This is a genomic window from Planotetraspora sp. GP83 (assembly GCF_041262585.1).
Taxonomy (GTDB): Bacteria; Actinomycetota; Actinomycetes; order Streptosporangiales; family Streptosporangiaceae; genus JAOEGB01.
Genome location: NZ_JBGCBZ010000002.1, coordinates 142,358 through 169,034, shown reverse-complemented (window position 1 = coordinate 169,034; position 26,677 = coordinate 142,358). Strand labels below are relative to the sequence as shown.

30 protein-coding genes are annotated in these 26,677 nt (G+C 69.8%); 18 read left to right on the top strand and 12 right to left on the bottom strand.

Annotated elements, in window-relative coordinates; genetic code table 11:
• Complete coding sequence (locus ABH927_RS03485; RefSeq protein ID WP_370017969.1) at positions 1–456, bottom strand: hypothetical protein; 456 nt, start codon at positions 454–456, stop codon at positions 1–3.
• A gap of 143 nt (positions 457–599) precedes the next feature.
• Between ABH927_RS03485 and ABH927_RS03480 the strand changes: the two genes are divergently transcribed.
• Positions 600–1,448, top strand: coding sequence for an SAM-dependent methyltransferase (locus tag ABH927_RS03480; protein WP_370017968.1), 849 nt, complete (start codon positions 600–602; stop codon positions 1,446–1,448).
• A gap of 4 nt (positions 1,449–1,452) precedes the next feature.
• Entirely contained in the window at positions 1,453–1,929 is a 477-nt protein-coding gene (locus ABH927_RS03475; RefSeq protein ID WP_370017967.1) for a hypothetical protein, read from the top strand.
• Between the two features lie 32 nt (positions 1,930–1,961).
• Here the strand turns inward: ABH927_RS03475 and ABH927_RS03470 are convergent, their stop codons facing one another.
• The 3 genes from ABH927_RS03470 to ABH927_RS03460 are packed head-to-tail and all read right to left on the bottom strand — an operon-like array spanning position 1,962 to position 5,050.
• Positions 1,962–3,110, bottom strand: coding sequence for an NAD(P)/FAD-dependent oxidoreductase (locus ABH927_RS03470; protein ID WP_370017966.1), 1,149 nt, complete (start codon positions 3,108–3,110; stop codon positions 1,962–1,964).
• 60 nt (positions 3,111–3,170) lie between these two features.
• The gene (locus ABH927_RS03465) at positions 3,171–3,881 is read right to left on the bottom strand and encodes an SDR family oxidoreductase (RefSeq protein WP_370017965.1); all 711 of its coding nucleotides are present in this window, start codon (positions 3,879–3,881) and stop codon (positions 3,171–3,173) included.
• Positions 3,878–5,050: an acetyl-CoA C-acyltransferase gene (locus ABH927_RS03460; protein WP_370017964.1), complete on the bottom strand. Its 1,173-nt coding sequence runs from the start codon at positions 5,048–5,050 to the stop codon at positions 3,878–3,880. The genes ABH927_RS03465 and ABH927_RS03460 overlap by 4 nt, the downstream gene beginning before the upstream one ends.
• Before the next feature lie 126 nt (positions 5,051–5,176).
• On the opposite strand from ABH927_RS03460, the gene ABH927_RS03455 reads away from it, so the two are divergent.
• The 7 genes from ABH927_RS03455 (at position 5,177) to ABH927_RS03425 (ending at position 15,371) form a co-directional block, all read left to right on the top strand.
• Positions 5,177–5,629, top strand: coding sequence for a winged helix-turn-helix transcriptional regulator (locus tag ABH927_RS03455; protein ID WP_370017963.1), 453 nt, complete (start codon positions 5,177–5,179; stop codon positions 5,627–5,629).
• Between the two features lie 531 nt (positions 5,630–6,160).
• Positions 6,161–8,257 (top strand): DUF222 domain-containing protein, encoded by a 2,097-nt coding sequence (locus ABH927_RS03450; RefSeq protein ID WP_370017962.1) that lies wholly within the window; start codon positions 6,161–6,163, stop codon positions 8,255–8,257.
• 292 nt (positions 8,258–8,549) lie between these two features.
• A complete protein-coding gene (locus ABH927_RS03445; protein WP_370017961.1) occupies positions 8,550–9,518 on the top strand; it encodes an amidohydrolase family protein in 969 nt (322 codons plus the stop codon).
• A gap of 103 nt (positions 9,519–9,621) precedes the next feature.
• Positions 9,622–10,011 (top strand): hypothetical protein, encoded by a 390-nt coding sequence (locus tag ABH927_RS03440; RefSeq protein ID WP_370017960.1) that lies wholly within the window; start codon positions 9,622–9,624, stop codon positions 10,009–10,011.
• A gap of 278 nt (positions 10,012–10,289) precedes the next feature.
• Complete coding sequence (locus ABH927_RS03435) at positions 10,290–13,043, top strand: AAA family ATPase (RefSeq protein ID WP_370017959.1); 2,754 nt, start codon at positions 10,290–10,292, stop codon at positions 13,041–13,043.
• 173 nt (positions 13,044–13,216) lie between these two features.
• Positions 13,217–14,050 carry an alpha/beta hydrolase gene (locus ABH927_RS03430; protein ID WP_370017958.1) on the top strand — a complete coding sequence of 278 codons (834 nt, stop codon included), beginning with the start codon at positions 13,217–13,219 and terminating at the stop codon, positions 14,048–14,050.
• Positions 14,051–14,483: 433 nt separating this feature from the next.
• Positions 14,484–15,371: a putative protein N(5)-glutamine methyltransferase gene (locus ABH927_RS03425; RefSeq protein ID WP_370017957.1), complete on the top strand. Its 888-nt coding sequence runs from the start codon at positions 14,484–14,486 to the stop codon at positions 15,369–15,371.
• Positions 15,372–15,385: 14 nt separating this feature from the next.
• On the opposite strand, the gene ABH927_RS03420 is transcribed toward ABH927_RS03425, so the two are convergent.
• Complete coding sequence (locus tag ABH927_RS03420; protein ID WP_370018391.1) at positions 15,386–15,727, bottom strand: MmcQ/YjbR family DNA-binding protein; 342 nt, start codon at positions 15,725–15,727, stop codon at positions 15,386–15,388.
• A gap of 333 nt (positions 15,728–16,060) precedes the next feature.
• Here ABH927_RS03420 and ABH927_RS03415 point away from each other — a divergent pair, with 333 nt between their 5' ends.
• The 3 genes from ABH927_RS03415 to ABH927_RS03405 all read left to right on the top strand — a co-directional run bounded on the left by ABH927_RS03415 (position 16,061) and on the right by ABH927_RS03405 (position 17,274).
• Positions 16,061–16,600: a DUF5709 domain-containing protein gene (locus ABH927_RS03415; RefSeq protein WP_370017956.1), complete on the top strand. Its 540-nt coding sequence runs from the start codon at positions 16,061–16,063 to the stop codon at positions 16,598–16,600.
• A gap of 124 nt (positions 16,601–16,724) precedes the next feature.
• A complete protein-coding gene (locus tag ABH927_RS03410) occupies positions 16,725–17,045 on the top strand; it encodes a tetratricopeptide repeat protein (RefSeq protein ID WP_370017955.1) in 321 nt (106 codons plus the stop codon).
• A 64-nt stretch (positions 17,046–17,109) separates the two neighbouring features.
• Complete coding sequence (locus tag ABH927_RS03405; RefSeq protein WP_370017954.1) at positions 17,110–17,274, top strand: hypothetical protein; 165 nt, start codon at positions 17,110–17,112, stop codon at positions 17,272–17,274.
• Between the two features lie 52 nt (positions 17,275–17,326).
• Here the strand turns inward: ABH927_RS03405 and ABH927_RS03400 are convergent, their stop codons facing one another.
• The 7 genes from ABH927_RS03400 to ABH927_RS03370 all read right to left on the bottom strand — a co-directional run bounded on the left by ABH927_RS03400 (position 17,327) and on the right by ABH927_RS03370 (position 23,739).
• Complete coding sequence (locus tag ABH927_RS03400) at positions 17,327–17,563, bottom strand: hypothetical protein (protein ID WP_370017953.1); 237 nt, start codon at positions 17,561–17,563, stop codon at positions 17,327–17,329.
• A 33-nt stretch (positions 17,564–17,596) separates the two neighbouring features.
• Complete coding sequence (locus ABH927_RS03395; protein ID WP_370017952.1) at positions 17,597–18,319, bottom strand: MBL fold metallo-hydrolase; 723 nt, start codon at positions 18,317–18,319, stop codon at positions 17,597–17,599.
• Positions 18,320–18,359: 40 nt separating this feature from the next.
• Positions 18,360–19,346, bottom strand: a complete 987-nt coding sequence (locus ABH927_RS03390; RefSeq protein WP_370017951.1) for an alpha/beta fold hydrolase — start codon at positions 19,344–19,346, stop codon at positions 18,360–18,362.
• Positions 19,347–19,697: 351 nt separating this feature from the next.
• Positions 19,698–20,726 carry an NlpC/P60 family protein gene (locus tag ABH927_RS03385; RefSeq protein ID WP_370017950.1) on the bottom strand — a complete coding sequence of 343 codons (1,029 nt, stop codon included), beginning with the start codon at positions 20,724–20,726 and terminating at the stop codon, positions 19,698–19,700.
• 84 nt (positions 20,727–20,810) lie between these two features.
• Positions 20,811–21,296: a poly-gamma-glutamate biosynthesis protein PgsC/CapC gene (locus ABH927_RS03380; protein WP_261588429.1), complete on the bottom strand. Its 486-nt coding sequence runs from the start codon at positions 21,294–21,296 to the stop codon at positions 20,811–20,813.
• Positions 21,293–22,495, bottom strand: coding sequence for a poly-gamma-glutamate synthase PgsB (gene pgsB, locus ABH927_RS03375; protein WP_370017949.1), 1,203 nt, complete (start codon positions 22,493–22,495; stop codon positions 21,293–21,295). Before pgsB ends, ABH927_RS03380 begins: the two co-directional genes overlap by 4 nt.
• On the bottom strand, positions 22,495–23,739 hold the full coding sequence (locus tag ABH927_RS03370; protein WP_370017948.1) for a HAMP domain-containing protein: 1,245 nt from the start codon (positions 23,737–23,739) through the stop codon (positions 22,495–22,497). Before ABH927_RS03370 ends, pgsB begins: the two co-directional genes overlap by 1 nt.
• 943 nt (positions 23,740–24,682) lie before the next feature.
• On the opposite strand from ABH927_RS03370, the gene ABH927_RS03365 reads away from it, so the two are divergent.
• The 6 genes from ABH927_RS03365 to ABH927_RS03340 all read left to right on the top strand — a co-directional run bounded on the left by ABH927_RS03365 (position 24,683) and on the right by ABH927_RS03340 (position 26,456).
• Entirely contained in the window at positions 24,683–24,823 is a 141-nt protein-coding gene (locus ABH927_RS03365) for a hypothetical protein (RefSeq protein WP_370017947.1), read from the top strand.
• 26 nt (positions 24,824–24,849) lie between these two features.
• Entirely contained in the window at positions 24,850–24,951 is a 102-nt protein-coding gene (locus ABH927_RS03360) for an aspartate 1-decarboxylase (RefSeq protein WP_370017946.1), read from the top strand.
• Positions 24,952–25,040: 89 nt separating this feature from the next.
• Positions 25,041–25,559, top strand: a complete 519-nt coding sequence (locus tag ABH927_RS03355; protein ID WP_370017945.1) for an MFS transporter — start codon at positions 25,041–25,043, stop codon at positions 25,557–25,559.
• A complete protein-coding gene (locus ABH927_RS03350; RefSeq protein ID WP_370018389.1) occupies positions 25,448–25,897 on the top strand; it encodes an MFS transporter in 450 nt (149 codons plus the stop codon). Before ABH927_RS03355 ends, ABH927_RS03350 begins: the two co-directional genes overlap by 112 nt.
• Positions 25,864–26,304 carry a hypothetical protein gene (locus ABH927_RS03345; protein ID WP_370017944.1) on the top strand — a complete coding sequence of 147 codons (441 nt, stop codon included), beginning with the start codon at positions 25,864–25,866 and terminating at the stop codon, positions 26,302–26,304. The genes ABH927_RS03350 and ABH927_RS03345 overlap by 34 nt, the downstream gene beginning before the upstream one ends.
• Complete coding sequence (locus tag ABH927_RS03340; protein WP_370018387.1) at positions 26,301–26,456, top strand: thioesterase II family protein; 156 nt, start codon at positions 26,301–26,303, stop codon at positions 26,454–26,456. Before ABH927_RS03345 ends, ABH927_RS03340 begins: the two co-directional genes overlap by 4 nt.
• The last annotated feature ends 221 nt before the right edge of the window (positions 26,457–26,677 follow it).

Genomic DNA, 26,677 nt, shown 5'->3' with positions numbered 1-26,677 from the left:
CTAATCGCCGTAATGGCGGAGCATCTTCTCGGTGAATGCGTTCTCGATGGCGAGGGTCGGGTTCTCGCCGATTATCCGCCGGACGAGGTCAACGAAATCCCGGGATGGATACATACGGTTTCCATCGCTGTGTCCCTGGTCCTTGGACTCGACGAGCCGGACGCGGGTCGAGGCCATGCGGATGGTCCCGTCGTGCCACGTGAACACGGCCAGGAGCGTCCGCCGGCCCAGGCGCAGGGAGACGAGATCGCGGACATTCGCCTCGAAGGTGCCCTTCCTCGACGTTAGGATCAACCGGCCGTCGGAGTGAAGCTCCGCAGCCGAGACGGTGCCCCAGCGAGCGGCCGCCTCTATCAGCGCCGACAGCGTGAAGGCACAGCCGAGTACCAGCGCGATCCCCCAATCCCGCACAATGCCCAGCCACTTGCCCAGCGCGGCGACGGCGATGACGGGCACGGGAGCGTCTGACTGGCTGTAGGACGAAGCTGATAGATCAGGACATCATCTGGCACAGCCCGACACCGTACGGGACGGGTCATGATGGTGTCCGCAATCAGGCTTAGTGCTTCAAAGCCATATTTCGCGGCAGCGTACGCAATATGATCACGCGTGATCGCCCCGGGACCGCGAGGAAGGACTCCCCTGTGGCCGAGCAGCCGAATGACTGGTCGAGCAGCATCGACACGACCAGGCCCAGCATCGCCAGGGCCTACGACGTCGTCCTCAACGGCAAGGACAACTTCGAGGTCGACCGGGCGTTCGTCGCCGAAATCGTGAAGGTCGTTCCGGAGATCTACGACGTGGCCACCTACAACCGGCAGATTCTCGGCCGAGGGGTGCGGTTCCTGTCCAGCCAGGGCATCACGCAGTTCATCGACCTCGGCTCCGGGTTGCCCACTGTGGAGAACACCCACCAGGTGGCGCAGCGGGCGAACCCGGAGTCGCGGGTGGTCTACGTCGACAACGACCCCATGGTGCTGGCCCACGGCCGGGCGTTGCTGGCGGACAACGACGGCACGGCGGTCGTCACCTCGGACCTGCGCCAGCCGAAGGTGATCCTGGCCGACCCGGCCGTCAAGAGGCTCATCGAGCTCGACCAGCCGGTGGGCGTGCTGCTCGTCGGCATCTTGCACCACCTTCACGACGACGAGGACCCTCGGGGGATCGTCGAGGCGTACATGTCCGCCGTCCCGTCGGGCAGCTACGTCTTCATCACGCACTTCTCCGCCTCCACCCAGGAGGCGCGCGACGCCGAGCAGAAATACCTCGCTCTGCTGGGCACCGGCCGGTTCCGTACGCCGGAGGAGATCACCGCCTTCTTCGACGGATTCGAGTTGCTCGAACCGGGAGTCGTCCCGCTGCCGCTGTGGCGTCCCGACGGACCGGTCCCCGGCGAGCTGACCGTGGGCCAGCGGCTCATGTACGGCGGGATCGCCCGGAAGCCCTGAGCCGGTGGACAGAATGGCCGGCAGCGGGGTTCTGGCGGCGGCGCGGAACAACGCCGAATGGTGTGACGCGATGTGCCGCGCCCACGGCATGCCGGGCGGGTTCACCGAATCCCTCTTCAACCCGCGCAAGGCGCCGCCGTACTACCCGGACGCCGTGACCCTGACTCCGGACGCGACCGTCGCGGAGGTGCTGCGCCTGCTGGATCGCCGGGCCGTCGACGGTGAGCCCGGCGGCGCGTCGGTGAAGGACAGCTTCGCCCGGCTCGACCTGTCGGCCGCAGGCTTCCGCGTGCTGTTCGAGGCGCAGTGGATCCTTCACCTGCCGAGCCGCCGGAGGAGTCGCGACCTTCCACTGGCGATGCCGTCCGATGGGAGAAGATCGGCAAGGAGGCCGATCTGCGCGAGTGGGAGACGCACCTCCACGGAGGCCAGGACGACGGGCTGTTTCCCGCCGGCTTGCTGGCCGATCCCACAGTCGTGATCCTGGCAGGCCGGATCGACCCGGTGTCGCGGTCAGGGTCTTCGGGCGAGGTTGGTCATCCAGCGGCGGAGGACGGCGCCCGCGAGCGGGAGCGGTACGGTGCCCGCGCCCAGGCCCACGTCGACGAGCAGATCGAACACCTCCTGGCGCCGGGCGGCCGTGTCGATCGCGGCGTCGATGAAGCCGGGTGATCGGGCGGCGCGGCTGAGCACGTCCGTGGTCCGCAGGTGCCGTCCGAGCGCCCTTCTCAGCTCGCGCCGGTAGGCTGGCAGCGGGTCGTCGGCCGCCTGGACGGCGGCTTCGCCGGCGAGCCGCCCGGACAGCAGCGCGTAGTAGATGCCCTCGCCGGTCAGCGGGTTGATGAGGCTCGCCGCGTCACCGGCGAGCATCACGCGGCCGGCGCCGGGCCTCGGCCGGCCGGAGGACAGAGGCAGGTGATGGGCGCGCAGGTCACGGGCGGGCAGATGAGGAAGCAACTCGGCGAGCCGGCCGTGGAGCACCTGGCGGCCCGGCAGGCCGGTGGCGCGGAGCTGGGGCAGGAGCATCCCGAATCCCACGTTGGCGGTGCCGTCCCCGATCGGGAAGGACCACGCGTACGCGGGCCATCCGTCCTTCTGCATGGCGATGAGCTGGGCGTCGTCCGCGAGCGGCACGTCGGCGTAGCCGCGGACGGCGATCGCGGTGTGCTTGTCCGGAGTGGCGGGGACGCCGATGAGGCGCCTGACGGTCGAGTTGGCCCCATCGGCGGCGACGACGGCGCGAGCGGTGACGTCGCCGTCGAGGACGACATGACCGTTGGACGCGGCGAGCGCGCGGACGCGGTGGCGGCGGACCTCGACGCCGCGCGCCCGTGCGGCGTCCACGAGCCGGGCGTCGAAGACCCTGCGCGGCACGACATGGTTGGGCCGGGCGACGGTGGCGGACACGTGCGCACCACCGGGGGAGACCACCGACAGGTGCCATGTCGGCCGGTAGTCGTCGATGAGATCGGGGACGCCCAGCCGGGCCAGTTCCTCCCGGCCGTGCGCGGCGATGCCGTCGCCGCAGGCCTTGTCCCGGGGGAAGTCGTCCTTGTCGAGCAGGAGCACCCGCGCGTCCGGGCGGAGCTGCTTCGCGCGGAGCGCCGCCGCGGAGCCCGCGGGACCGCCGCCGACGACCACCAGATCCCACAGATCATCCACGCCGGTGAGCCTTCCACGGCACCCCTCGATGAAACCGCTCCGCGGCGGCGGGCTGTCGCGTCAGGCTTCTCGCAGCGCCGGGTAGAGCACCTCCAGGTCGCCGGAGAGGGCCGCCTTGACGTCGCGGCTGAGGGCGTCGGCGAGGACCTCCGGCCGTCCTGCCTCGACGGCGTCCAAGGTCTGGGCGGTGACCTCCTGGGGGCTGATCTTGGGGCCCGTGATCTGGGAGGCCATGTCCGTGTCGATGTATCCGGCGTGCACGCCCACCACGAGAGTGCCCTGCTCACGCAGCTCCAGCCGCAGGGCGTTGGTCAACGACCAGGCTGCCGCCTTGGACGCGGAGTAGGACCCGATCTGCGGCGCGGAGACGAAGGACAGCACCGACAGCACGTTGACCAGCGCCCCACCGCCGTTGCGCGCCAGGATGGGGGCGAAGGCACGGCTCACGGAGAGAGTGCCGAAGAAGTTCGTCTCCATCTCGGCGCGGGCGGCATCGAGGCTCGGGGCTCCGAGCAGCGCGCTGCCCCGGGAGATGCCCGCGTTGTTGATCACCAGGGTCGCGTCGCCGCAGCGCTCGGCGGCGGCGGCCACGCTGGCCGGGTCGGTGATGTCGAGCTCCACCGGGATCACACCCGGCTCGCTGATCGTGGAGGGGTCACGCGCGCCCGCGTAAACAGTGCTCGCGCCCCGGTCGAGAAGCGCACGCGCGAACGCCGCCCCCAGGCCGCGGTTGGCGCCGGTCACGAGTGCGACAGAACCGTTGATCTTCATTGGATGCTCTCCAGGATGGTGGCGTTGGCGAGGCCTCCGGCCTCGCACATGGTCTGCAGCGCGTAGCGTGCGCCGCGCTGCCGCATGGCGTTCACGAGAGTGGTCATGATCCGGGCGCCGCTGGCTCCCAGCGGGTGCCCCAGCGCGATGGCGCCGCCGTTCACGTTGACCTTGGCGGGGTCCGTGCCCGTCTCCCGCAGCCAGGCCAGGACGACGCTGGCGAAGGCCTCGTTGACCTCGAACAGGTCGATGTCGTCCAGCCCCAGTCCGGCGCGGCGGAGGACCTTCTCGGTGGCCGGGATGATCCCGGTCAGCATGAGCAGCGGGTCGGAACCGGTGACCGCGAAGCTGTGCAGCCGGGCCAGCGGGCGAAGGCCGAGCTTCGCGGCCGTCTCGCTCGTCGTGATGAGTACGGCTGCCGCTCCGTCGTTGGTCGGACTGCTGTTGCCCGCGGTGACCGACCAGTCGATCTGCGGGAAGCGCTCGGCGTAGCCGGGGTCGGCGAAGGCCGGCCTCAGCCCGGCGAGGATCTCCCGCGTGGTGCCCGGCCGTACGGACTCGTCCCGGTCATGCGTGCCGACTGGCACGATCTCGTCGGCGAACAGGCCGTCGGCGTGCGCGGCGGCCGCCTTCTGGTGCGAGGTGACGGAGAAGGCGTCCATCTGCTCGCGGCTGATGGACCATTTCGCGGCGATCAGCTCGGCGCTGATGCCCTGGGGGACCAGCCCTTCGGGGAAGCGGGCCGCGATGCCCGGGCCGAAGGGGTCCGTGCCCGGCGGCACGTTCGACCACATCGGCACCCGGCTCATCGACTCCACGCCACAGGCGACGACCAGGTCGTACGCGCCGGAGATGACGCCCTGGGCGGCGAAGTGGACGGCTTGCTGCGACGACCCGCACTGCCGGTCCACGGTCACGGCGGGGACCGAGTCGGGGAAGCCGGCCGAGAGCCAGGCGTAGCGGGTCGTGTTCATGGCCTGCTCGCCGACCTGGTCGACACAGCCGCCGATCACGTCGTCCACCAGGGCGGGGTCCACCCCGCTGCGCTCGATGAGAGAGCGCAGGGTGTGGGCGAGCAGCTCCACCGGATGAACCGAGGCCAGCGCACCTCCGGGCTTGCCCTTGCCTATCGGGGTGCGTACGGCTCGCACGATGACGGCGTCACGCATCGCAGCCTCCTGTGAGTTGGGAAACTGGATGCACTATACGTCGAGTAAGTTTGATTAGCCAACGCACTGCCGTACGGTGGGCCTGATAAATCTGGCATTGCGGCATGCCGGACAGGAGGATGGGATATGACGACGGCGCGACCGTGCTCGATCGCCGACGCACTCGGTGTGATCGGGGAGAAGTACTCCCTGCTGGTGCTCCGCGAGGTTTTCTTCGGCGTGCACCGCTTCGACGCGATCGCACGCAACATCGGCGCCCCTCGCGACATCCTGGCCGCCCGGCTCCGCCACCTCGTCGAGGCCGGGGTGCTGGAGAAGGTCGCCTACAGTGAGCGGCCGCCCCGGTTCGAGTACCGCCCCACCGAGGCGGGCAAGGAGCTGCGGCCCGTGTTGCTCCTCCTGAGCCAGTGGGGCGACCGCCACCTCGCCGACCGGCCTCCCGTGGTCCTCGAACACTCCTGCGGCGCCGACCTCGACCCCGTTGTCACCTGCCGCTCCTGTGGCGAACCGGCCGGCGCGGGCTCCTACACCGCCCGATTCCAAATCCCCGGCTGGACCGCCGCCGGCGCCACGGCATAACCCTCCTCCGGCGTATGCGTGCGCCGCACCGCGTGGGGGGACGAGGAAGCCGTGCGCCGCACCGCGTGCGATGAGCCGTGCGCCGACGTGAAGCGATTCCGGCGGCCGCACGTCGCGTGCTCGGTGTGGTGTATCCGCCGAGGCGCGCGGAAAGCTCCTCGAACGGGCGCCGGAGGCCATGAGTGGTGTACGCCAAGGGGGTGATCGAGAGCCGGTCGGCAGTCCTACCCCGTCTTCGAGGGGCGCGGAGGTCTGGAGGAGCCTTTGCTCTGATCGTGACGGGCAAGCCGATGCTCCTCTGATGCCTGTTTCGCAAGTCGGGCCGGAGTCAGAGGCGGGCACGCTGGCGGGTCTACCGCCGGAGATGGGTCACTCGTCCGGGGTTCGGTGTAGGGGCCTCTAGGTAGATCTTTCCGCCATCGTCTTGACCTGCGGTTTTGTAGTTGATCAAGTCCTGGTTTTGTCGTAGGTGCTGGATAGCGTGAGGGCAGTTGTTGAGATTCGCTGGAGCGTGGGGGGAGGTGCCTTTGGATGGCCGGGTCACCGATCGATGTGTGGGGTTCCCTTGGTGCGGCGGGTGCTTCCAGGCGCGGGCTGCCCGAGGTCCTGAAGGGTACGGTGCTGGACCCCGAGTACGTCCCGCCGCAGCGGCCCGCCGAGGAGGCGTACGGCAGCGCGTGGCAGCACGAGGCGTACCGGCAGTTCGTCAGCGGGTCCTCGCCCGACTCCGGCACCTCCGCTGGCACCGCGGGTCGCTCCGCGAGCCCAGATGGTGCCGCCCTCTCCGACGATGAGTCCTCCGACGGCGCCCCTTCTAACGCCGCTCCCTCCGACGGCGCCCCTTCTAACGCCGCTCCCTCCGACGGCGCCCCTTCTAACGCCGCTCCCTCCGACGGCGCCCCTTGCGACGGTGTTCCTTCCAGCGACGCACCCTCCGACGGTGAGCCCTCCGACGGTGACCCTTTTGATAGCGGTCCTTCCGGCGGTGAGCCGTCGGGCGGTCAGCCGGTGGGGTCGGGGGTGTTGGTGTCGGAGTTGCGGGAGATGGCGTCCCGGCTGGCGGTGGCCGGCCTTCCCGGCACCGCCGCTTTGTGTCTGGTTGAGGTGGAGGAGTTGCTGTACGCGCGGGATCGGTTGATCTCGGCGATCGCCGCGCGGGTGGGCCGGGTGCACGCCGCTGGGGAGGCCAAGAGTGTCGGGTACGCCTCGACCGGGACGTGGTTGCGTGGCGCGGCGGGGATGACCGGTGCGGGGGCGTCGCGGTTGCTCCGGCTGGCGACGGAGCTGGCCCGGCTGCCCCTCGTGCGGGGGCGGTTCGCGGCCGGGACTTTGGCTGAGGGGCCGGTGGATGTGATCACTCAGGTGACTTCCCGGCTGACCGATGAGCAGGCCGCGCTGGTGGAGCCGATTCTGGTGGACCTGGCCGATCATGCCACCCCGGCGGAGATCGCCAAGGCCGGGCGGTACCTGCGCCAGTTGCTGGATCCGGGGACGCTGGATGATGAGGCGGATGCTGATTACGCGACGCGGTTCCTGCTGGTCCGCCCCTCCTCCACGGGTGGGGTGGAGGGGGAGTTCCGGTTGCCGCGTGAGGCCGGCGCCCGGCTGCGCGAGTTTTTGACCGCTTACGCCCGCCCGAAGGGCAAGGACGACGACCGGCCGCTGCGGGTGCGGCAGGCCGACGCGCTGGCCGCGTTGTTGAGCAAGAAGGTCAGCACCGAACTGCTGGTGCTGGTCCGGGCCGAATCCCTCCCCGACGACCTCACCCCCGACAACCCCACCAGCGACAACCCCACCGCGACCGCCGCCGCCGAGGCTGACCTCACCACCCAAGCGGCTGACCCCAGTGGTGTTCGGCCCGGCACGGCCCAGCCCGGTGACGGCTCCACCTGCTGCACCGACGGCGCGTGCCACAGCGCGGGCGCGACCTCGGGCGCGGATCCCGCCGGGGCAGATACCAGACGTGGGACTGCGGACACCAGCGCGGACACCAGCGCGGACGCGGGTGCGGACACGCGCCCGGACGCGGGTCCCGGCAACGACGCGGGTCCCGGCAACGACGCGGGGTCGGGCACAGACACGAGCGCGGACACGAGCGCGGAGGCGGGTGCCGGTAACGACGCGGGTGCCGGTGCGGACGCTGGCGGCGCTGCGGGCCAGGGGGCGGGGGACGCGGCGTGTGGCAGGTGTGGGCACCACCCCGACCGGCTCGCACCCGGGCTGCTGATCGCCACCGGGCAACTGCTGCCCATCTGTGACGTGCAGCGGCTGGCCCGCACCTCCCGCCTGGTCCGCATGGTCGTGAACGCCCAAGGACAGGTCCTGAACATGGGCCGCGCCGTACGCCTGGCCACCCCCGCCCAACGCCACGCCCTCACCACCCGCTACGCCACCTGCTACTGCGACGGCTGCGCCATCCCCTCCGACATGACCGAAATCGACCACGTCAAAGGCTGGATCAACGGCAGCGACACCAACCTGGACGACCTGGCCCCCGCCTGCCCCTGGCACAACCGCGACAAAGCCGCCCACCCCGACCGCTACACCACCCACCGCAACCCCGACGGCACCTGGACCCTCACCCACCTCGGCAGAAAAGGCCGCTACGCCGGAAGATTCCGAACCTGAGCAGAAACAGCGCAACGGTGACCACGCACGCTCCCTGACCAAGCCGCAGGGGTCTTACTCCACCGCGCACGCCGCGCGGGTCAATGAAGCTGTCGCACGCTGCACTGTGGGGGAACGACCTGCATGAACGCGTCGGGTTGGGGGCGTTATGAGGGCGGGGAGCACGGGCAGTCCTGGGCTGGTGGGGGCGTTGCGGGTGCGTGGTGTCGCATTGCCTTCCGAGGAGCCCGTCGAATTCTGGATCACGGAAGGCGTGCTGTCATGTGAGCCTGTCCGTGACGCTACGACTGTCGTGGACGGCGGATGGCTGCTGCCCGGGCTGGTGGACGCGCACACGCATCCGGGCGCCGAGCGGCCGGGCGATCCCCTCGACGCGGCGCTGCTCCGGCGTCACGGCAGGGAGCACCTGGCGGCGGGCGTGACCCTACTGCGCGTGCCCGGCTCGGCGGATCGCCTGCCTGCCTGGTTCGGCGCGGAGCCGAACCAGCCACGTGTCGTGTCGGCCGGCCGCTGGCTGGGCCTGCCGGGCATGTTCTACAAAGGTTGGGCGCGGCAGGTCGGCGAGGCGGAGTTGGCTCAGGCGGCGGTCGAGGAGGCTCTCGCGTCCGGCGGCTGGTGCAAGATCTACGCGGACTGGGTGGTCGACGAGAAGGGTCTCGACGCGCCGCCTCTGTCCGCTGACCTTCTCGGGGACCTGACCCGGCGGGTGCATGCCGTAGGCGGGCGCGTCGCCGTTCACGCGCAGACGGCAGACGGCGCCCGGGCCGCGGTAGAGGCCCGAGTGGACAGCCTGGAACACGGGCTCGGCCTCGACCTGGCGCTCCTGGACCGGATGGCCGAGCAGAAGACGGCTCTCGTGCCGACGTTCACCGTCTGGGCCACGTTCGAGGAGGTCGCCCGCGTCTCGGGTTCTGATCGGTTCCGGGACTGGTTCCGGTCGGCCCATGCCCGTCTGGGGCGTTTGGCGGCCGCCGCGTACGACGCGGGCGTGACGGTGCTGGCCGGGACCGACAGCTACGGGACGCCGGAACTCCCGCACGGGAGGGTGGCCGGCGAAGTGCGGCATCTCGCGACAGCGTCCATGCCGCCGGAAGCCGCGATTGGAGCGGCGTCGTGGACGGCACGGTCCTTCCTCGGCTTCCCGGGCCTCGAACCAGCTGCCCCCGCCGATGTCGTGGCCTATGACCGGGACCCGCGCACTGATCTGAGCGTCCTGGACACCCCGATGCGGGTGATCCACCGTGGCCGCGTCGTCCGATGACGGCCCCGCCGCTGCCATGGCTTTCCCGGCTTTCCGGTGACCGGCGACGGGCGTAGCGTCAGAACTGACGGGGAGAGTTCGGCTACGACCTGGGGGAGTCGTCATGAACATCTACACCGTTGAACTCAAGAACCAACCTGGTGAGCTGGCCCACGTGTGCGAGGTGCTCGGCCACAGCGGTGTCAACATCGAATGCGCCGGAACGACCACAGGCGACCATGGAACCGTCTGCTTCGTCGCGTCAGACGAGTCGGCGGCCGCCGCGGCCTTGGAGGGCGCCGGCATCGATTTCACCGCGCATCCCGCGCTCCAGGTCAGGTGTCCCGACCAGCCCGGTGAGGTGGCCAAGTTCGCGCGGAGGCTGGCGAACGCCAACGTCAACGTGAACTGGCTGCTGCCCGTGTCGATCTGCCAGGGCGAAGTCCTCTTCGCGCTGTGCGCCGACAAGATCGACGAGGCGCGGTCCGCGCTGGGCGATCAGGCCTTCGGGTAGGTAACCAGCCGCGATCGGCCGGAGACCGGCCCGGGAGGTGACAAGCCCTCCGATCGCGGTCCCGGCCGGTCGCGGCGGCCTTCACACCCCAGCCGCCAGTGCGGCAAGCCGGCCGTACAAGCCGGCCGTGCGAGCCGGCCGTGCGAGCCGGCCGTACAAAGGCGTCCTGGGCGTACGGCATGGCCTTGCTGGCCTGGTGGTTCGGCGGCCGGTGATGGCCACCCGGGGGCGGCGAACTGTCGATAAAGTGGCGGAGTGTCCCCCGTGAGACGATGTCCATGACCGGGCGTGCTCCGCGCCTTATCGGGCGTGACCACGAACTGGGTGTCCTGCGCGACCTCCTCTCCACCGCTCCCACAGCCAGGCGTGTGATCTTCCTTCGGGGGGACGCCGGTGTGGGCAAGAGCAGCCTTCTCGAGGCGGCCGCGGATCTCGCCGCCGAACGTGGGATGCGGACGCTGCACGCCTCCGGAGTGGAGAGCGAGGCCACGCTGCCGTACGCGGCGCTCCACCAGCTGCTCCATCCCGTCCGGCGGCATATCGGCGACCTGAGCGAGGAGCACAGGAGCGCCCTGGAGCGGGCCCTTGGGCAGGTCTCCGGCGCGGCGCCCGACACGATGACGATCGGCAGCGCCGTTCTCGACCTCCTGGCCCTGACGGCGTCCGAACAGCCACTGTTTCTGATCATTGACGACGTCCACTGGTTCGACCGGCCGAGCGCGGAGATCTGTGCGTTCGTGTTCCGGAGGCTCGCCGACTACGAGATCGTCACGGCTCTGGCGGCGCGTTCGGACGTGGAGACGCCGTTCGACAGCGCCCGTCTCCCCGAGCTGGAGATCTCCGCGCTTCCGGAGAGCGCGGCGGCCGATCTGCTGGCCTCCGCCCATCCCGAGCTCAGCTCCGACGCGCGCAGGGAGGTGCTCGAACACGCCCAGGGCAACCCGCTGGCGCTGGAGGAGCTGCCCCGCGCCTTCGCCGCTCGTCGTGTGAGCGGCGACGACCTGCTCCCGGCCGGAGTCCCGCTCTCCCGCCGCCTCGAGGCCGTCTACGGTCACAGAGTGCGCGAACTGTCCGGCTCGACGCGGCTCCGGCTGCTCAGGGCCGCGCTGGACGGCATGCGGGCCGGGAACGCCCCGCGCAGCCGTACGACGGCCCGATACCGTCTGGGGGACGTCGACGAGGCGATCGAGATGGGCCTGCTGGTCGTGGACCCGCGCGAGGGCGCGATGGCGTTCAAGCATCCGCTCGTGCGGTCGGCGATCGCGCAGATGGCGACGCCGAACGAGCGGCGGGCCGCGCATGCGGACCTCGCGGAGGTCTACCGGCATGACCCGGAACGGCGCGCCTGGCATCTGGCGGCGGCCACGCTCGACCCGGACGAGTCGGTGGCGGCGGCGCTGGAGAAGGCCGCCCGCATCGCGACCCTCCGCGGCGGCTCGACGGCGGCGGTCGCGGCGCTCACCCGGGCGGCCGAGCTGAGCCCCAGGAACGCGGACCGGTCGCGGAGGCTGGCCGACGCGGCCTACATCGCCGGGCAGTCGGCCCAGCTCGACCAGGCCCAGCGGCTGCTGGAGGAGTCGGACCGGGCAGTCGGGGCGGTGGAGTCGGCGGCATCCGCGATGACGTCGGCATACCGGGCGCTGTACCGCCACGGTGACGTCGCCTCCGCGCACCGGGAACTCGTGCACGCCCTCCGCCGCGAGGGCGACGGCGCCGATCAGGAGATGCTGTCGCGCCTGCTGCACGTGCTGCTCGCGGTGAGCCATTTCGCTTCCGACCCGCAGCTGTGGGCGCTGACCGACGCGGAGCTCGACCGGTTCGTCGACCGCGTCGAGCCCCTCACACTGCTGTACCGGGACGCCTGGAGCGACCTCGCCCGCCGGGGTTTCACCGTACGCGCCCGCCTGGAGAAGACGTTCGCCGAGCTGTCGAGCGGGGAGCCATGGGACCTCATGCGGCTGGCCGTGTCGGCGTTCTATGTCGACTCCCTGGCGGATTACCGGCCGGCTCTGCGCAAGGTGGTGGAGCGCGAGGGCGAGGCCGGCGCGATCACCAACGTCATGACCATGCTCCATCTCGTCATGCTGGACCAGATCGGCGCGGGACACTGGGACGAGGCAGAGATCACTGGCCGCAGGGGCCTGGAGATGACCATCCGCCACGGCTACGAGCTGTTCGCCCACCAGTTCCGCAGCTACCTCGGAGTCATCGCGGCCTCGCGGGGCGACCTGGAGCAGGCCCGCGAGCTGCGTGACACCGTCGAAAGCTGGGCGCGCCCGCGCGGCATCGGCCTGCTCACCCAGTTCCACGACCTCATCGGGACGCTGGCGGCCCTGGGGGCGGGCGACTACGAGACGGCCTACATGTACGCCTCCAGCGTGACGCAGCCGGGCATCTTCACGCCGTACTCCCACCAGGCGCCCCGCATGCTGCTCGACCTGGTCGAGGCGGCCCTGCACACGGGCCGCTCCGAGCAGGCCCGGCGGCATGCCCTGGCCGCCGAAGAGGCGAGACTCGGGGAGATCTCCCCACGCCTGGAGCTGGTCACGCTCGGCTCCCTGGCGATGACCGCGCCTGACGATCAGGCCCGCGAGCTCTACGAACGGGCCCTCGCACTGCCCGCGGGCGGTCGCTTCCCGTTCGAGCAGGCGCGCATCCGGCTCGCCTACGGCATCTGGCTGCGGCGCCTGCACGCCAACAGCGCCGCCCGTGAGGCGCTGCACTTCGCCCAGGAGGCCTTCGCCCGGCTCGGCGCGCGCCCATGGCTGGAACGGGCGCAGCTCGAGTTGCGCGCCACCGGGGCCGGCGTACGGTCCGGAGACGGCAACCGGCCGCAGCTCACGGCGCAGGAGAAGGAGATCGCCGAGCTCGCGGCGACAGGGCTGAGCAACAAGGAGATCGGCGCCCGGCTGTTCCTGTCGCCCCGCACCGTCGGGTCGCATCTCTACAAGGTCTTCCCGAAGCTCGGGATCACCTCCCGGGCCTCACTCCGCGACGCCCTCGCCGCGATGAACGGACAGCAGGAGGGATAGGGGATTTAAAGAGCCAGTCGGGACGTGACCCGTCATGCGCCAGTCATTTGACCGTGTCGCCGGGCATGACGGTCGGCGGAACCTTGAGTCATCAGCGAGCCGGCCGAAAGCCGGACAGGAAAGCCGCGAAAGCCGGTAGCGAAAGCCCGGACACGACTCAAGGAGACGGCATCATGTCGGAGACCCGCACCCCCGTCCTGTTCATCCACGGCCTCTGGCTCCACGCGACCTCGTGGCGGCCCTGGATGGACGTCTTCAGCGCCCAGGGCTACGACCCGATCGCGCCGGGCTGGCCCGGCGAGTCCCCCATGGTGGCCGAGGCCCGCGAAACTCCCGAGGCCGTGGCAGGGGTCGGCATCGACGCCGTCGTCGAGCACTACGCGCACACCATCAGGGCGCTGGAGCAGCCGCCCATCCTCATCGGCCACTCCTTCGGCGGCCTGATCGCCCAGAAGCTCCTCGGCATGGGGTACGGCAGGGCGGCCGTCGCGATCGACCCGGCGCAGATCAAGGGCGTCAAGCCGCTGCCGCTCGCGCAGCTCCGCTCGGGCTTCCCGGTCCTCGGCAACCCGGCCAACCGCAAGCGCGCGGTATCCCTCACCGCCGCCCAGTTCCGCTTCGGTTTCGGCAACGCGATCTCGGAGAAGGAGTCCAACGAGCTGTACGCGCGGTGGACGATCCCCTCGCCGGGGCGCCCCCTGTTCGAGGCGGCGTTCGCGAACTTCAGCTCGCACTCGCCCGCAGCCATCGACACGGCCAACGCCACCCGCGGACCGCTGCTGCTGATCTCCGGGCAGAAGGACCACACCGTCCCCGACGTGGTCACCCGCGCCACCTTCAAGCTGTACGGCGACTCGCCCGCCGTCACCGAGCTGAAGCAGTTCGCCGATCGCGGCCACTCGCTGACCATCGACAGCGGGTGGTACGAGGTCGCCGACTACACCCTCGGCTGGCTCACCCGGCAGGGCTTCGGCGCCGGGACGGGCGTCGGCCGAGCCGCCCTCTGATGGATCGCCGCCGGCGAGATGCCCTCGGGTATGACTCAGTCATGCCACAACCCGCACAGTTCGCGGGGATTGGGGCAGCCGAGTGCGGAAGGGGCTCCCGCTGGTGGGTGATCCCGCTGGCGTTCGCCGTCAGCGGCGCCACCGCCGTCATCCGTCGCCGGATCGCGGGTCGTGACCCAGGCCGGGCAGGCCAAGAGCCCCGAGCCGGTGCCCTCGACGGTCAGCTGAAGCCGCGATCAGATGGAGCTGCGGTGGGGGCTGTGCCGGGGCGGCGATCCGGCTCGGGTAGTGTGGCCGTCCTCAGCAGTGCACGGACCTAGGAGGTGAGACCCATTACCGCTGTATCAGGCTGGGTGCTCTCATCTCACGGCTGTGCGGTCGACCCGATATAGGTGACCGAGGGAGCGCCCATAGGCGTTCCGAAAGGCGCTCCATGTCGGTTTCCCCCTCGTACCCCCGGTCCCTCGTCATCACCAGGCTTCGCGCCGCCGGCTGCGTCTTCGCTGAGGACGAGGCGCGGTTGCTCATCTCCACGGCACGCACGCCGGCCGATCTCGCCGCCATGGTGGACCGGCGCGTCGCGGGCCTGCCCCTCGAACACGTCCTCGGCTGGGCCGAGTTCTGCGGCCTGCGGATAGCCGTCGACCCAGGGGTCTTCGTCCCCCGCCGCCGCACCGAGTTCCTCGTCCACGAGGCCGTCACCCTCGCCCGCCCTGCCGCCGATCACACCGACTCCGCCGATTCCGCCGACTCCACCGGGTCTGCGGGGAAGACATCCGGCCGGTCACCGGTCGTCGTCGATCTGTGCTGCGGCTCGGGCGCGGTGGGCGCCGCGCTGGCCGCGGCCCTGGACCGAGTCGACCTCCACGCCGTCGACATGGACCCCGCGGCTGTACGGTGCGCCCGCCGGAACGTCGCCGCCGCCGGTGGCCACGTGTACGAAGGCGACCTCTATGAGCCGCTGCCCGCCACGCTGCGAGGCCGAGTCGACATCCTGGTCGCCAGCGCGCCGTACGTGCCCACTGGGGCGATCAGGCTGCTGCCTCCGGAGGCCCGCATCCACGAGCCGCCGATGGCGCTCGACGGTGGCGCCGACGGGCTCGACGTAGTGCGCCGGGTGGCCGCCGCCGCGCCACTATGGCTGGCGCCGGGCGGCTTCCTGCTGGTCGAGATGAGCGAAGGCCAGGCCAGGGAGACCGCCGAGATCGTCGCCCGCAACGGGCTGATCCCGAGAACGGCCGGCTCCGACGAGCTGAACGCCAGCGTGGTCATCGGAACCATGCCCCTCAGGACGGGATCAGGCCCTGCCCTTCGCACATGAGGCATCGTGGACGGTCACGGGTGCCGACCGGCCTGGGGGCCCAGGCCGGCGGCCTCGTGGACGTCGACCAGCTGCTTGGGCGCCGTCAGGCACCATGCCTCGGTGACCAGCTCGAACAGCTCGTCGGCATCGATCTTGGCCAGGTGCACCACCACCCAGCCGAACCGGCCTGTGGTGAACTGGACCTCGAACACCTCCGGACGCTCCGCGACGAGCGCGATCTGCTCCTCGATCGTCGCCTTGAGCCCTACGGTCTCCGTCTTCTCCCACAGGTAGCCGAAACCCTTGCCCCGCACCTTCAGCGAGATCCAGTTGTCGCTGTCGGCCTGTTCGACCTCGGGCAGTCTGGCCAGCATCTCCAGGAACTCATCCACGCTCACGCCCATGCCACACATGTATCAGACGGCTCCGACACAACGGCTCCGTTGCGGACCAGTGTGAACACCGAACCATGGGCATACGCGACCCCGACCGCGATCTGATCGAGATCAGCACCTACGCTCAGGAGTCGTAACAGGCCGCTGACCGGTCCTTTCGGGCGCCGACCCGCCGACGCCGGGGTGGGCCGGGCGGGACTCCGGATAACTTGACATGATTGGTCGCCGCGCAGCCGGTTCGCACCGGTCTGGCCGAATCACCGCCGAATCACTGCCCAATCACTACCGATCACTACTGCCGAAAGGCTTGCCATGGCCACCGAAGACGACGAGTTCCAGGACGAGCTCCAGGACGAGTTTCAGGAAGACGTCCAGGAGGACATGATCGAGGACGACGGGGTGCTGGAGCCCTCCGATTCCCTGCTGACCGATGACCTTGACGACGATCCGCTCAACACAGGCCTGACCGCGGCCGAGCGCTGGTCGGCCGGACAGAGGTACGGCACGACCGCCGCCGAGGCCGCCGAGGGCGAGTCCCTCGACCAGTTGCTGGCCGAGGAGGAGCCCGAGCTGGACCCGGCCCGGCTCGCCGGACGGTGGGAGGACGAGGAGCCGCGCAGCGGCAGGCTGGTCGGCGAGGACGGCGACCGGTCGGGTGAGCTGCTCGGTCGTGACGTGGGCATCGACGCCGGCGCCGCGAGCGCCGAAGAGGCCGCGGTGCACCTCACGGACGAGGACGCGGACCGGGACGCCGAGCTGGACGACGCCGCTGACGAGGACCTCGAGACGGCCGTCGCGAACCTCGCCGCCGACCAGGCCCGCGAGGCCGACCCGGAGTCCTACGACGGCTGATCAGCGGCACTCCGAAGACTGGAACGTCCCCGGCATGCGAGGCGCGGTCGCGTCCGTGCACCCGCGGAATAGTTGAGCGCTCAAACTACGTTGGGGGCTGGCGACACCGCAGGAAGGAGCGACCATGAACACGACTATGCTCGCCGAGGAGTACCGGCGCGGAGCGCTGTTCTTCGAGGCGAAGGACTACATCACGGCCGCTCGGATCCTGGCCGACGTCGTCGCCGAGGACCCGGGCAACCTGTCCGTACGGCTGCTCCTCGCTCGCGCGTACTACCACTCGGCCCAGCTCGGCAGGGCAGAGGCCGAGCTGCGCCGGGTGCTGGAGCAGGACCCGGCAGAGGCGTACGCCCACCTGCTGCTCGGCCGTACTTTGCAGCGTCAGAACAGAGGGTCCGAGGCCCTTCCGCACGTGCGCATGCACGCCGTGATGACCGGCAGTTGAGCGCGGGCCCCAATCGGCCCTGGCCGCGTGGGGCAACGCCCGGCTCGACCCCGGCAAGCGCAGCATGATCCTGGTCGACGCCGAGATCGGCGAGGAGGTCGAGCCGGTCGTGGTCGACAGAGCGACCGGGCGCCGCGTCGACGGCGATGATTTCGTCTTCACCGCCGGTCCGGCCGCGGGTGAGATCATGCGCGCCCGCTACGCCGACACTCCCAAGCGCCGGTCCTGAACAGGCGAGGTGGACACCGCCATGAAGATCGGCGGTGTCCACCGTACGAGCCTCAGGGGTGGATGCCGAACGGCCCGAGCAGGCCCGAGTCGATCCGCAGTGACTCCAGCATGGTGAAGGCGTTGTCGATGGTGTAGACGTCCGCGGCGGCCAGGGTCCCGGTGCACTTCGCGACCACCGGGGAGGCCGCCTGCTGCGCGACGGCGTTGAGGTACGTCTTGAAGATCGCCCAGCCGTTTCCCGCCGGTCCGTACTTCTGGAAGAACGGCGTCGGATCCACGGTGGCCATCGCGTCCCGGGTGCTCGCCTCCAGATCGGCGATTTACTGCCGCTGCAGGTGGCCGTCGGCGCGGACGCCGAGGCGGCCGAGATGCCCGCCCACCAGGGTCTTCCACGGATAGTTCATCGCCACGTCGTGCGCGCCTATCCAGCCGGGGATGTCCTGGGAGACGGCGAGATTCGTGAACGGCACCCACCCCGGGTAGATCACGTCCACCACCATCAGGGTCTCCTGGTCGGGGGCGTAGATGAAGATGTTGTCCGGCGAGTGGTTGGGGCCGTTCGGGTCCTTGTCGCGGCGGAGGAGCGTACGGGTCTCGGTGTGACCGATGCGGACGACGTCCTTGCCGAAGATGACCGAGGCTCCGATGTGGTCGGCGTGGGAGTGCGAGTAAACCAGGTGCGTCACCGTGCTCGGCCTGCCGTTGGCCTGGGTGACCTCCTCGATGGCGCGCAGCAGGTTGTGCCCGATGGTCGGCGGCGCGTCCACGAGCACCACGCCCTGCCGAGTGGTCAGGAACATCGCCTGGTAGTACCCGTCGGTGACCCAGTAGAGGTTGCCCTTGATCTGGCCGACGAAGTAGCCCTTGGCGTTGACCGCCGGCCCCAGCGAGGCCGAAGGTATCGCCGCGTAGTCGGGCAGATCGACGGCTTCCGCCGCCGCGCGGCCCGCGAACAGGCCGGCGGTGACGGGTATGGCCGCGGCGGCCGTCGCGCGTGCGAGGAAGGTCCGCCGGCTCGCCTGAGCATGGCGCTGGGATGTCATCACATCGTTCTTTTCTGTACGTGATCGGGGGGTGTCAGGCTCAGGCCAGGAAGTCGAGGAGCTTGCGGGTCATCTCCTTGGGGTGCTCCTCGTAGATCCAGTGGCCGGAGTCGGCGATGACGTCGCCCTTGACGTTGTTGGCGTACTGCTTGACCTGGCCGGGAACGAACCGGCCGAGGCTGTGGTCGGCGCCCAGCGCCAGGACGGGCATGCGGAGCTTGTGCTTCGCGAAGCCCTTGTTGTCGGCGACGTCCTGGTTCAGGGCGCGGAACCATTCGAAGCTCGCCCTGAGCTTGCGGTCGTCGCGCAGGTGACCGGCGTACTCGCGGATGGCGGCGGGGTCGGCCGCGCGGTCCTTGTGGACGGCGATCAGGCTGATGAACTTCTTGACCCACAGCCGCTCGCGGCCGTCGATGATCTGCTCGGGCAGGCCGTTGAGAACGCTGAAGAATCCGAAGTTCCAGACACCCGGCCCCTGCGGGGTCAGCGCTGGGAAGTTGTAGATGCTCTTGTCGGGGATGGGCGCCTCGCTGAGCACGAGCTTGGCGACCCGGTCCTGGTGCTGGACGGCGTAGGAGTAGGCCACCATCGTGCCGATGTCGTGGCCGACGAGGTTGATGTGGTGGTCCAGGCCGAGCTTGGTCAGCAAGCCGTGCAGGTCGGCGGCCATCGTCTTCTTGTCGTAGCCGCCCTCCGGGGCGCTGGAGCCACCGGCGCCCCGCAGGTCGGGGGCGATGACGGTGTAGTGCTCGGCGAGGGCCGGCATGATCCCGCGCCACTCGTACCAGCTCTCGGGATATCCGTGCAGCAGCACGAGAGTCGGCCCGTGCCCGCCGCGCACGTAGTTGACGGTGATGCCGTTGACGTGGGCCTGGCGCTCGGCGAAGCCCGCGGGCACGCGCGGGTCGGCATGGCGCGCCGCCGTGGGGGCGGCCTGCCGCGACACGACGGCGTCGGCCGACGGAGCGATGGCGGTGATCCCCAGTGTGGCGAGCAGAACGGTCGCGGGGAGGACGGTGCGGCGCATGTGATCTTCTTCCAGCATTTCGGGTACGGAAATCGCGGCTGACTCGCCGACGGGACGACATCTCCAGACGGCGTTCACATAAGGGACGGTATGAATCAGGGCGACAGGGGCGCTTGAGTCACTTGACTGGTGGCCGTACTGGCACGCCGACTGCCGGCAGCCCCGCCGTCGGCCCGTCTCAGCCCCGTAAAAGCCTTCCGCCCTCGTCAAAGCCTCGAGTCCCCCGTGAAAACGCCCCGAGTCCCCGGTGAAACGCTCCGAACCCTCCGTGAAAACGTCCCGAGCCACACGCCAAAGCCCCATACACCCGTCAAGCCCGAGCGCCCGGGGAAGAATCGAGCGCGGCCACCTTCACAGTCGTCGCGCGGCGCGGAAGCCCTGGCCGTACAGGCCCACCCGGCTGTCGAGCACCGAGCGTCCACCGATGTCGCCCATGGTGGGGCCGTTGGCGGTCTTGCGGCTGGAGATGAAGCGATGGTGTCCCTGCGAGTCGAGGCCGAGGTAGATGGCGGAGTGGTCGATGTCGTCGCCGTCGTTCGGGCTGACGTTGAAGAACAGCAGGTCTCCCGGCTGGAGCCGGGTGTAGTTCGTGGCCCGGCGGTGCCTGTCGGGGACGATGACGACGCCCGGGCCCTTCTCCGCCATGAAGATGGCCCTGCGGGGCAGGGCCCGGCCGGTCGGCGGCTTGAATTCCAGGGGATATCCCGAGCGGTAGCCGTACACCATGCGCAGGAAGCCCGAGCAGTCGAGGGAGTTGTGGAACTGGGGCCTCGGCTCGCGGACGAGGCGGCCGTAGGTCCAGCGAAGCCCCAGGTAGTCGTTGAAGTCGGCGGCCTCCACCCGCTCGTCCTCGCCCAGCGGACCGTAGTCGGCCTCGCCGGCGTACCGCAGGCCCTTGCCGTCACGCCGGGCCGGTGCTCCGTCGAGATACTGGGCGGCGATGTCCAGCACGTCAGGGGCCTGGCTGTTCCGCGTGGCGGCGAACCATCTGGTGAACCAGTCCTCCATCTCGGCCCCGCTGTGCCATGGGCGCGGAGCGAGGCGGACGTGCGCGCGAGTGGTCACGGTCGCCCCCGTCGCCCTGGGCTCGGCGAAGGTGCGTTCGAGGCCGATGAACACCACGGTGCGGGCGCCGTCGGTCAGCATCGCGAGGGTCCGCCCGTCACCGTCCCTGACGATCGTGCGGTGCTGGCGGGCGAACCGCTCGAAGGTGAGCTCGTCGCCACCGCTGCTCCGCCACGCGAAGCCGCAGGCCAGGGCCGCGCCGATGACGATCAGTGAGGCGATCAGCGGCCTCCGCCAGCGGAGGCGCCGGCTCGCGGCGGCGGGCCGCAGCGGTTCGAGCAACACCTGGTCATGCCGTGTCGATTTGAGTCTCATCGGTCCTTCGCCTCACCGATTCGGAACGCCCTTGATGTCCTTGATGTCCTTGAGGTCCTCGAAGTTCTTGAGGTTCCGCGGACGTCACCAGGGCAGGAACAGCAGGAGTCCGCCGACCAGGACGGCATAGGTAAGCCCGGTGACGGTGAGGGCGGCGGTCGCGGTCGCCACAACAGGCTGCCGGAGGAACTGGTAGGCGATGAGCCCCGGCACGATGAAGCCGAGCGTCTGGTAGCCGAACAGCAGCGGATGTTCCCTTATCAGGAACAGCGAGAGCGTCATCTGCAGCAGCACGCCGAGCATGACGACGCCGGCGAACAGCCGCTTGCCGTACAGGATGATCACCTTGCGTGCGGCCACGGCTCCGCCCCAGGTCAGCACGGTGATCGCGATGATCATGGCGATCCGGCGCCAGTCCTCCAGCAGGGTGATCGCCAGCCAGGCCGGGGTGATCATCCCTCCGGGGGACAGGTTGGTGAGCAGGTAGCAGCACAGCCCGAACAGCAGCCCGATGGCCAGGCCCAGCGTGGCGGCTTCGGCGGGCAGGTCGGTCGGCAGGGAGGGGATCACCGTGCCTCCAGGGGTGTGGGCAGGTGGCGAAGGGATTCGAGATGCTCCAGCAGCCGCTCGCCCTGACCGTGGATGTTGCCGATCGCGATCAGCGAGGTGTTGCCGGTGACGTGTCTCGTGATGTTGTGCCAGATGTCGGCGGGATCCCGGTCCGGCCCACCGAGGTCCAGGACGCGGCCCTGCCAGTCCGCCGGGACCGCGTCCAACGCCGACTTGGTCGGATGCCCGATGAGGACGAGGATGTCGGTGTCGAGCTCGGCCACGAGGCGGCTCATCTGGGCGTTGCGGGCGATCCGGTCGGGACGGCAGTTGATCAGCGTCATGAACGGCGGCTTGATCTTTCCGGCCGCGGCGAGCTGGCGGAAGTTCATGACGGTCGACTGCGGATCGTTGGCCGCGAAGATGTTCGCCAGCCGTACGGTGCCGTCCTCGGTGTGGTAGTCCTCGACCGACGGCACGCCCGGGTCGGGCGGGGCGGCGTACATCCCCCGCAACGCCGCCTCCCGGCCGACGCCGAGCTCGGCGGCGACCGCGAGGGCGATCGCCACGTTCTCCTTGAACGCGAGGTACGGAAAACCGGCCAGCTCGTCGCCGGTGACCTCGGACGGATCGACCACCACGAGCCTGCAGTCGCGCCTGGCGGCCTCGCGCTCCAGCAACGCGCGGCGATCCCGCTCGGCGGTCACGCAGACGCCGCCGGTCGGCATCGACCGGGCCAGCGACCTGGCCACGTCGTCCAGTGTGGGGCCCATCTCCTCGAGATGGTCCTCACGGACGTTGCTGAGGACGCCGATCGTGGAGCGGACCAGCACCTTCTGGTTGAGCTCCTGCAGCGCGGGCTGGATCGCCATGCACTCCATCACCAGGACGTCCGGGTTGGCGGCGGCGGCGCGGCGCACGACGCCGATCTGCTCCACGACGTTCGCGATCCCGAACTTGCGGTAAACCGGCTCCTCGGTGGAGTCCGGATGGATGAACCGAGCGGCGGTGCCCGTGGTCTTCGCCACCACGCCGAGGTCTCCCGCGCGCAACGCGCCCGCGACCAGGCGGGTGATAGAGCTCTTGCCGCGGATGCCGTTGACCAGGATGCGCACCGGGATCTCGGCCAGGTGGCGCTGGTGGCCCCGGCGCTCGGCCAGACCGGCCACGAACAGCGCTCCGACTGAGAAGGCGAAGACCCCGTACAGGTAGTAGACCATCACGACTCCCTTCCGGGCGGCAGGCTCAGCCGCCGGTCAAGGCCCGGCCCGGCGGCCGGTGCGACGTCGCGGATCAGGGTGATCCGGACGCGTTCGAGCGCGCGGGCGGCCAGGCCCAGCTCGTCGTATCGGCGGACCTGCACCTGGGCGCTCAGGTCACCGGCCGCGAGACGCTCGGCGTCACGCACCAGCCGGCGCAGCGGGCGCAGCCAGATCACGTACAGCCAGCCGAACGTGCCGGCGGTCACCACCGCCGTCGCCAGGGCCGCGAGAAGGGCCTGGTCGCGGGCGTGGCTTCCCGGCAGGCCGACGGTGTCGACGTTCCGCGCGATCACCAGCCTCCACAGTGGTCCGGGCCATCTGCCCCTCCCGCGTATCGGCACGGACACCACGATCTGCTGCGAGCCCGCCTGACCGAGCAGCGACACCTGTGACCTGCCCGCCAGCGAGAGGGCCGCGGCGCGCAGCTCCGGGGTCCCGAGCTGCTGGAACGCCGTGAAACCCGCGGTCGAGTAGATGACCTCGCCTCTTGAGTTGACCACCCACGCCGTCGCCGTCCCCCTGACGTGAACCGCGCGCCGCAGGCCGGTCAGGTCGTACTCGCCGACGGCGACCGCCCGCCCGTTCTTGCCGAAGCCCAGCGGCGCGTAGTGCAACATCACCGGCACGTGGTCGATGTCGATCGCGTCCGTGCTGCCGGCGCTCGTCGGCACCACCGAGAGACGGTCGGCGTGCGGTTGCCCGCCGGCCTGAGCGAGCAGGCGTCCGCTCGGGTCGAGGACGTACACGCTGCGGTACGGGTTGTGCCGCTTGTTCTGGAAGTCCCTGAGCAGCGCGCCGAACGAGGCCGGGTCGGTCGCCCGCGACAGGTCGTCCGCGAGCTGGTCCAGGTCTCGCGCGGCGAAGCGCATGACCATGCGCACGAGCCGGGCCTTGGAGATCGTGGATGATCGCTGGCCGTTCAGCACCATCGCCGGGACCGGGCTCCCCGGGTCGAGCCGGCCGCCGACGACCAGCTCCGCCCCGGCGATGGTCATCAGCGCCAGGAGCCCGCACACCCATGGAAGCCACACGGACGACGCCAGCCGTCGAACGCCGCCCCGGCGCGTCGCCCCAGGGGCACTCACCGCGCCACGTCCCTGAGAAGGGTCCGGAGGAGCGCCGGTGATGAGCTGCGAGTCGCGGCCGATCGTGCCGTCGCCGGTGGCCCTCGTCCGAGGGTCTACGCTTGTGCGGTCCCGCATGGGGGGTCTCCGAGCTGCCGCAGGTCGCCAGGTCTGTGATGTCCATCGAGCGGCACGAGGGGCCACACGAGGCCACACGAAGCCATGGACTCCCGGGACGCGCACCGCGTCGTGGGCGGTGCGGTGCGCGCCCCGGGCATAGTTAGGAAGGTTTCCTAACGATCCCCTAGGAAAGCATCGGCTTGTGGGGCACGCAAGGGCCCAAATTCGCGCGCAGGCCGCCTAGTCCGCTTGTGATGAGAGCTTGGACCGTGCCTACCTGGGGTTATAACGAGTGGCTATATGGTGATTTCTCGACCCCGTCTGTCAAGGTCTCGGCCAAGCCGCAGTCATGAGCAACGGGTATGGGCTGAGGTGATCGGGTCCCTCGTCGGCGTGGCGCGTCCCGCCCCTGGCGCCTGTGCTGTTTCGGTCGCGCCATATCGGCCTCCTCGCTGACCGATATGGCGCCGACCGTACGGCGTGGGCTCACCGTCCTGTGGCGGGTTCCAGGGCGGGCTGCGAGCCGCGCAGGAAGCAGACGCCGATCGCGCCGAGAGCGAGCGCGATCGGGACGCCCCCCACAGCCTCGGTGATCGGGACGAAGCGGAGTCCGGCCTCGTCGTCCCCGGCTGGCGCACCCTAACCGCGTGTGGGTTGACGCTTGTAATGAATTCGGCGTCGGCGTTTCCGGACCGCCGTTGTTATGGCGTGGCTTCACCCGGGAAAATAGTCTTGTCAAGCCCGGGTCGAGTGCGCGGTTCGCAGTTTGATCACCGGCCTATGGTGCGAGCGCGTCGCCTCCGGTCGGCGGACTGCCGGCGGCCATGGGTGCGGGAATTAGGGATACCGGGTCGAGTGCGGCGCCCTACGCTCGGCACAAATATCGGAAATCATCCGACGGAGGATCGCATGCGGACGCGAGAGAAGTTAGAAGTCAACTCCGTATTGGGTGAGTCGATGCTTGAACCGGGTGCGCGAACTGGAGTTGCTCAAGGAGAGCATCCACGAGGGGCCCGGCGAGGAGGCGACGGCCACCCGCGAGGAGTGTCTGGAGTGCATCGTCACGGTCTGGACCGACCCGAGGCCGCTCAGCCTCCGCTAGGTCCTATTTATGGAAGGCGGAAAAATATGTATTTGACTCTGATGAAATCGAAGATCCGTCGGGCCACGGTGACCCAGGCGGACCTGCGCTACGTCGGATCAGGTGCTGCGGTAGCGGGAAATGCCTGATTATTAGCGGTGGAACATCGCCGGTTGGTGAGGCGCGCTTGCAGGCGGTGCTCCGGCATGTCAGGAACGGCATTAAAGGAGGATGAAGTGTGACACAGGGGGATCCGCGAAGGTGGTGGATTTTCGCCGTCTTGTGTTTCGCCGTGTTCGGCGTGTCCATTGACCTGACTGTCTTGAATGTCGCCCTGCCGACGCTGTTGAGCGAGCTGCACGCGTCCCCGAGCGATTTGCAGTGGATCGTCGACGCGTACTCGCTCGCGCTCGCCGGATTTCTGCTCACCTCGGGCAGCCTCTCCGACCGGTTAGGTCGTAAGAAGCTGCTGCTGTTCGGCCTCGTCGTCTTCGGCATCGCCTCCGCGGCCGGCGCCTTCGCACATGAACCCGCGCAACTCGTCGCCGCGCGCGCCGTGATGGGCTTCGGCGCCTCGTTCTTCATGCCGGGCACCTTGTCTCCATCCTGGTCCAGGTATTTCCGGCCGAGGAGCGGACCGCGGCGATCGGTGCGTGGGGCGGCATCACCTCGCTCGGCGTCGTCATCGGCCCGCTCCTCGGCGGCATCCTGCTCGAGCACTTCTGGTGGGGCTCGGTCTTCCTCGCCAACGTGGTGATCGTGGTCATCGCGGCGGTGGGCGCGCTCGCCGTGGTGCCCGAGTCCACCGACCCGAACCCGCGCCCCATCGACCTCGTCGGCACGGTGCTGTCCGTCGTCGCGTTCACCGCGATCACCTACGGCGTGATCTCGGTTCCTCGCGACGGGTGGAGTTCGGCCGACGCCCTCATCGGCCTCGGCGGCGGCGTGGTCGCCCTGGCCCTCTTCCTGGCCAGGCAGGCCCTGACCAAACATCCGATGGTGACCTGGCGATCCTGCGCAACCCCAGGTTCGTCGGCGCCAGTGGCACCGCGGCTCTGCTCATGTTCGGGGTCAACGGCATGCTGTTCGCGCTGACTGAGCAGTTCCAGCTCGTCCTCGGCTACTCCACGCTGAAGGCGGGCGCCGCGCTGCTTCCGGTGGCCGCCGCGGTGATGACGGGATCTCTGCTCTGTGCCGTGCCGGCCAAGGCGCTCGGCGTCCGCACGGTGGTGGCGAGCGGGTTGGTGCTCGTCGGCGTCAGCCTGGGCGTCATGGCCGTCTACGGTCCCACAGGTGGCTATCTGCCGATCGCCGTGACGCTTGTGGCGTTCGGCATCGGGATGTCGCCGTCGGCGCGGTGGCCACGCTGTTCCTGCTCCCTTCCCGGGTCCCCTCCGATGACGGGCCCGAGCGGGATTCCTCCGTCCTTGTCCCCAACGCGGAAGGAGCCTGACGCACGAACGCTGAGACGAACACTACCGGTGCCCCGCCGGGCCGTCTGATCAGCAGCCCGATCGTCTCCTTCGCCGGTGACAACGACCCCCGCACCACACTGGACGAGGCGATGGCCTGGCAGGAGCACACCACGGCGGCCTTCGACATGCTGGTCTTCCCCGGTGGGCACTTCTACCTCACCGAGCAGATGCCGCCGTGACCTCGGTCGTCTCCAACTGCCTGAGGGGTTCCCCGCTGTCCCACGCCGAGGTGCGGCCTCGCAGGGCCAGACTCTTGGGATCCGTCCTATGAGCGTCTCGATGTGATGGAGGAACTGCGCGCTGGCTGTCATGACGAGCATGACCGCCAGTGCGTTGTGCTGCGCTGCTCATGGTCTCAGGGATACTCGGACGGGGGATGGCCGCCGCCGCGGTGTCCGCC

Excerpts from the sequence above, each read along its gene's own strand:
- ABH927_RS03460 (WP_370017964.1), bottom strand. The coding sequence starts at position 5,050 with ATGCGTGACGCCGTCATCGTGCGAGCCGTACGCACCCCGATAGGCAAG.
- ABH927_RS03360 (WP_370017946.1), top strand. The coding sequence starts at position 24,850 with ATGTATTTGACTCTGATGAAATCGAAGATCCGTCGGGCCACGGTGACC.
- ABH927_RS03435 (WP_370017959.1), top strand. The coding sequence starts at position 10,290 with ATGACCGGGCGTGCTCCGCGCCTTATCGGGCGTGACCACGAACTGGGT.
- ABH927_RS03390 (WP_370017951.1), bottom strand. The coding sequence starts at position 19,346 with ATGCGCCGCACCGTCCTCCCCGCGACCGTTCTGCTCGCCACACTGGGG.
- ABH927_RS03455 (WP_370017963.1), top strand. The coding sequence starts at position 5,177 with ATGACGACGGCGCGACCGTGCTCGATCGCCGACGCACTCGGTGTGATC.
- ABH927_RS03400 (WP_370017953.1), bottom strand. The coding sequence starts at position 17,563 with ATGGCCACCGTGGATCCGACGCCGTTCTTCCAGAAGTACGGACCGGCG.
- ABH927_RS03430 (WP_370017958.1), top strand. The coding sequence starts at position 13,217 with ATGTCGGAGACCCGCACCCCCGTCCTGTTCATCCACGGCCTCTGGCTC.
- ABH927_RS03410 (WP_370017955.1), top strand. The coding sequence starts at position 16,725 with ATGAACACGACTATGCTCGCCGAGGAGTACCGGCGCGGAGCGCTGTTC.
- ABH927_RS03415 (WP_370017956.1), top strand. The coding sequence starts at position 16,061 with ATGGCCACCGAAGACGACGAGTTCCAGGACGAGCTCCAGGACGAGTTT.
- ABH927_RS03480 (WP_370017968.1), top strand. The coding sequence starts at position 600 with ATGATCACGCGTGATCGCCCCGGGACCGCGAGGAAGGACTCCCCTGTG.
- ABH927_RS03345 (WP_370017944.1), top strand. The coding sequence starts at position 25,864 with ATGTTCGGGGTCAACGGCATGCTGTTCGCGCTGACTGAGCAGTTCCAG.
- ABH927_RS03370 (WP_370017948.1), bottom strand. The coding sequence starts at position 23,739 with ATGCGGGACCGCACAAGCGTAGACCCTCGGACGAGGGCCACCGGCGAC.
- ABH927_RS03450 (WP_370017962.1), top strand. The coding sequence starts at position 6,161 with ATGGCCGGGTCACCGATCGATGTGTGGGGTTCCCTTGGTGCGGCGGGT.
- ABH927_RS03440 (WP_370017960.1), top strand. The coding sequence starts at position 9,622 with ATGAACATCTACACCGTTGAACTCAAGAACCAACCTGGTGAGCTGGCC.
- ABH927_RS03465 (WP_370017965.1), bottom strand. The coding sequence starts at position 3,881 with ATGAAGATCAACGGTTCTGTCGCACTCGTGACCGGCGCCAACCGCGGC.
- ABH927_RS03395 (WP_370017952.1), bottom strand. The coding sequence starts at position 18,319 with ATGACATCCCAGCGCCATGCTCAGGCGAGCCGGCGGACCTTCCTCGCA.
- ABH927_RS03385 (WP_370017950.1), bottom strand. The coding sequence starts at position 20,726 with ATGAGACTCAAATCGACACGGCATGACCAGGTGTTGCTCGAACCGCTG.
- ABH927_RS03425 (WP_370017957.1), top strand. The coding sequence starts at position 14,484 with ATGTCGGTTTCCCCCTCGTACCCCCGGTCCCTCGTCATCACCAGGCTT.
- pgsB (WP_370017949.1), bottom strand. The coding sequence starts at position 22,495 with ATGGTCTACTACCTGTACGGGGTCTTCGCCTTCTCAGTCGGAGCGCTG.
- ABH927_RS03405 (WP_370017954.1), top strand. The coding sequence starts at position 17,110 with ATGATCCTGGTCGACGCCGAGATCGGCGAGGAGGTCGAGCCGGTCGTG.
- ABH927_RS03420 (WP_370018391.1), bottom strand. The coding sequence starts at position 15,727 with ATGCTGGCCAGACTGCCCGAGGTCGAACAGGCCGACAGCGACAACTGG.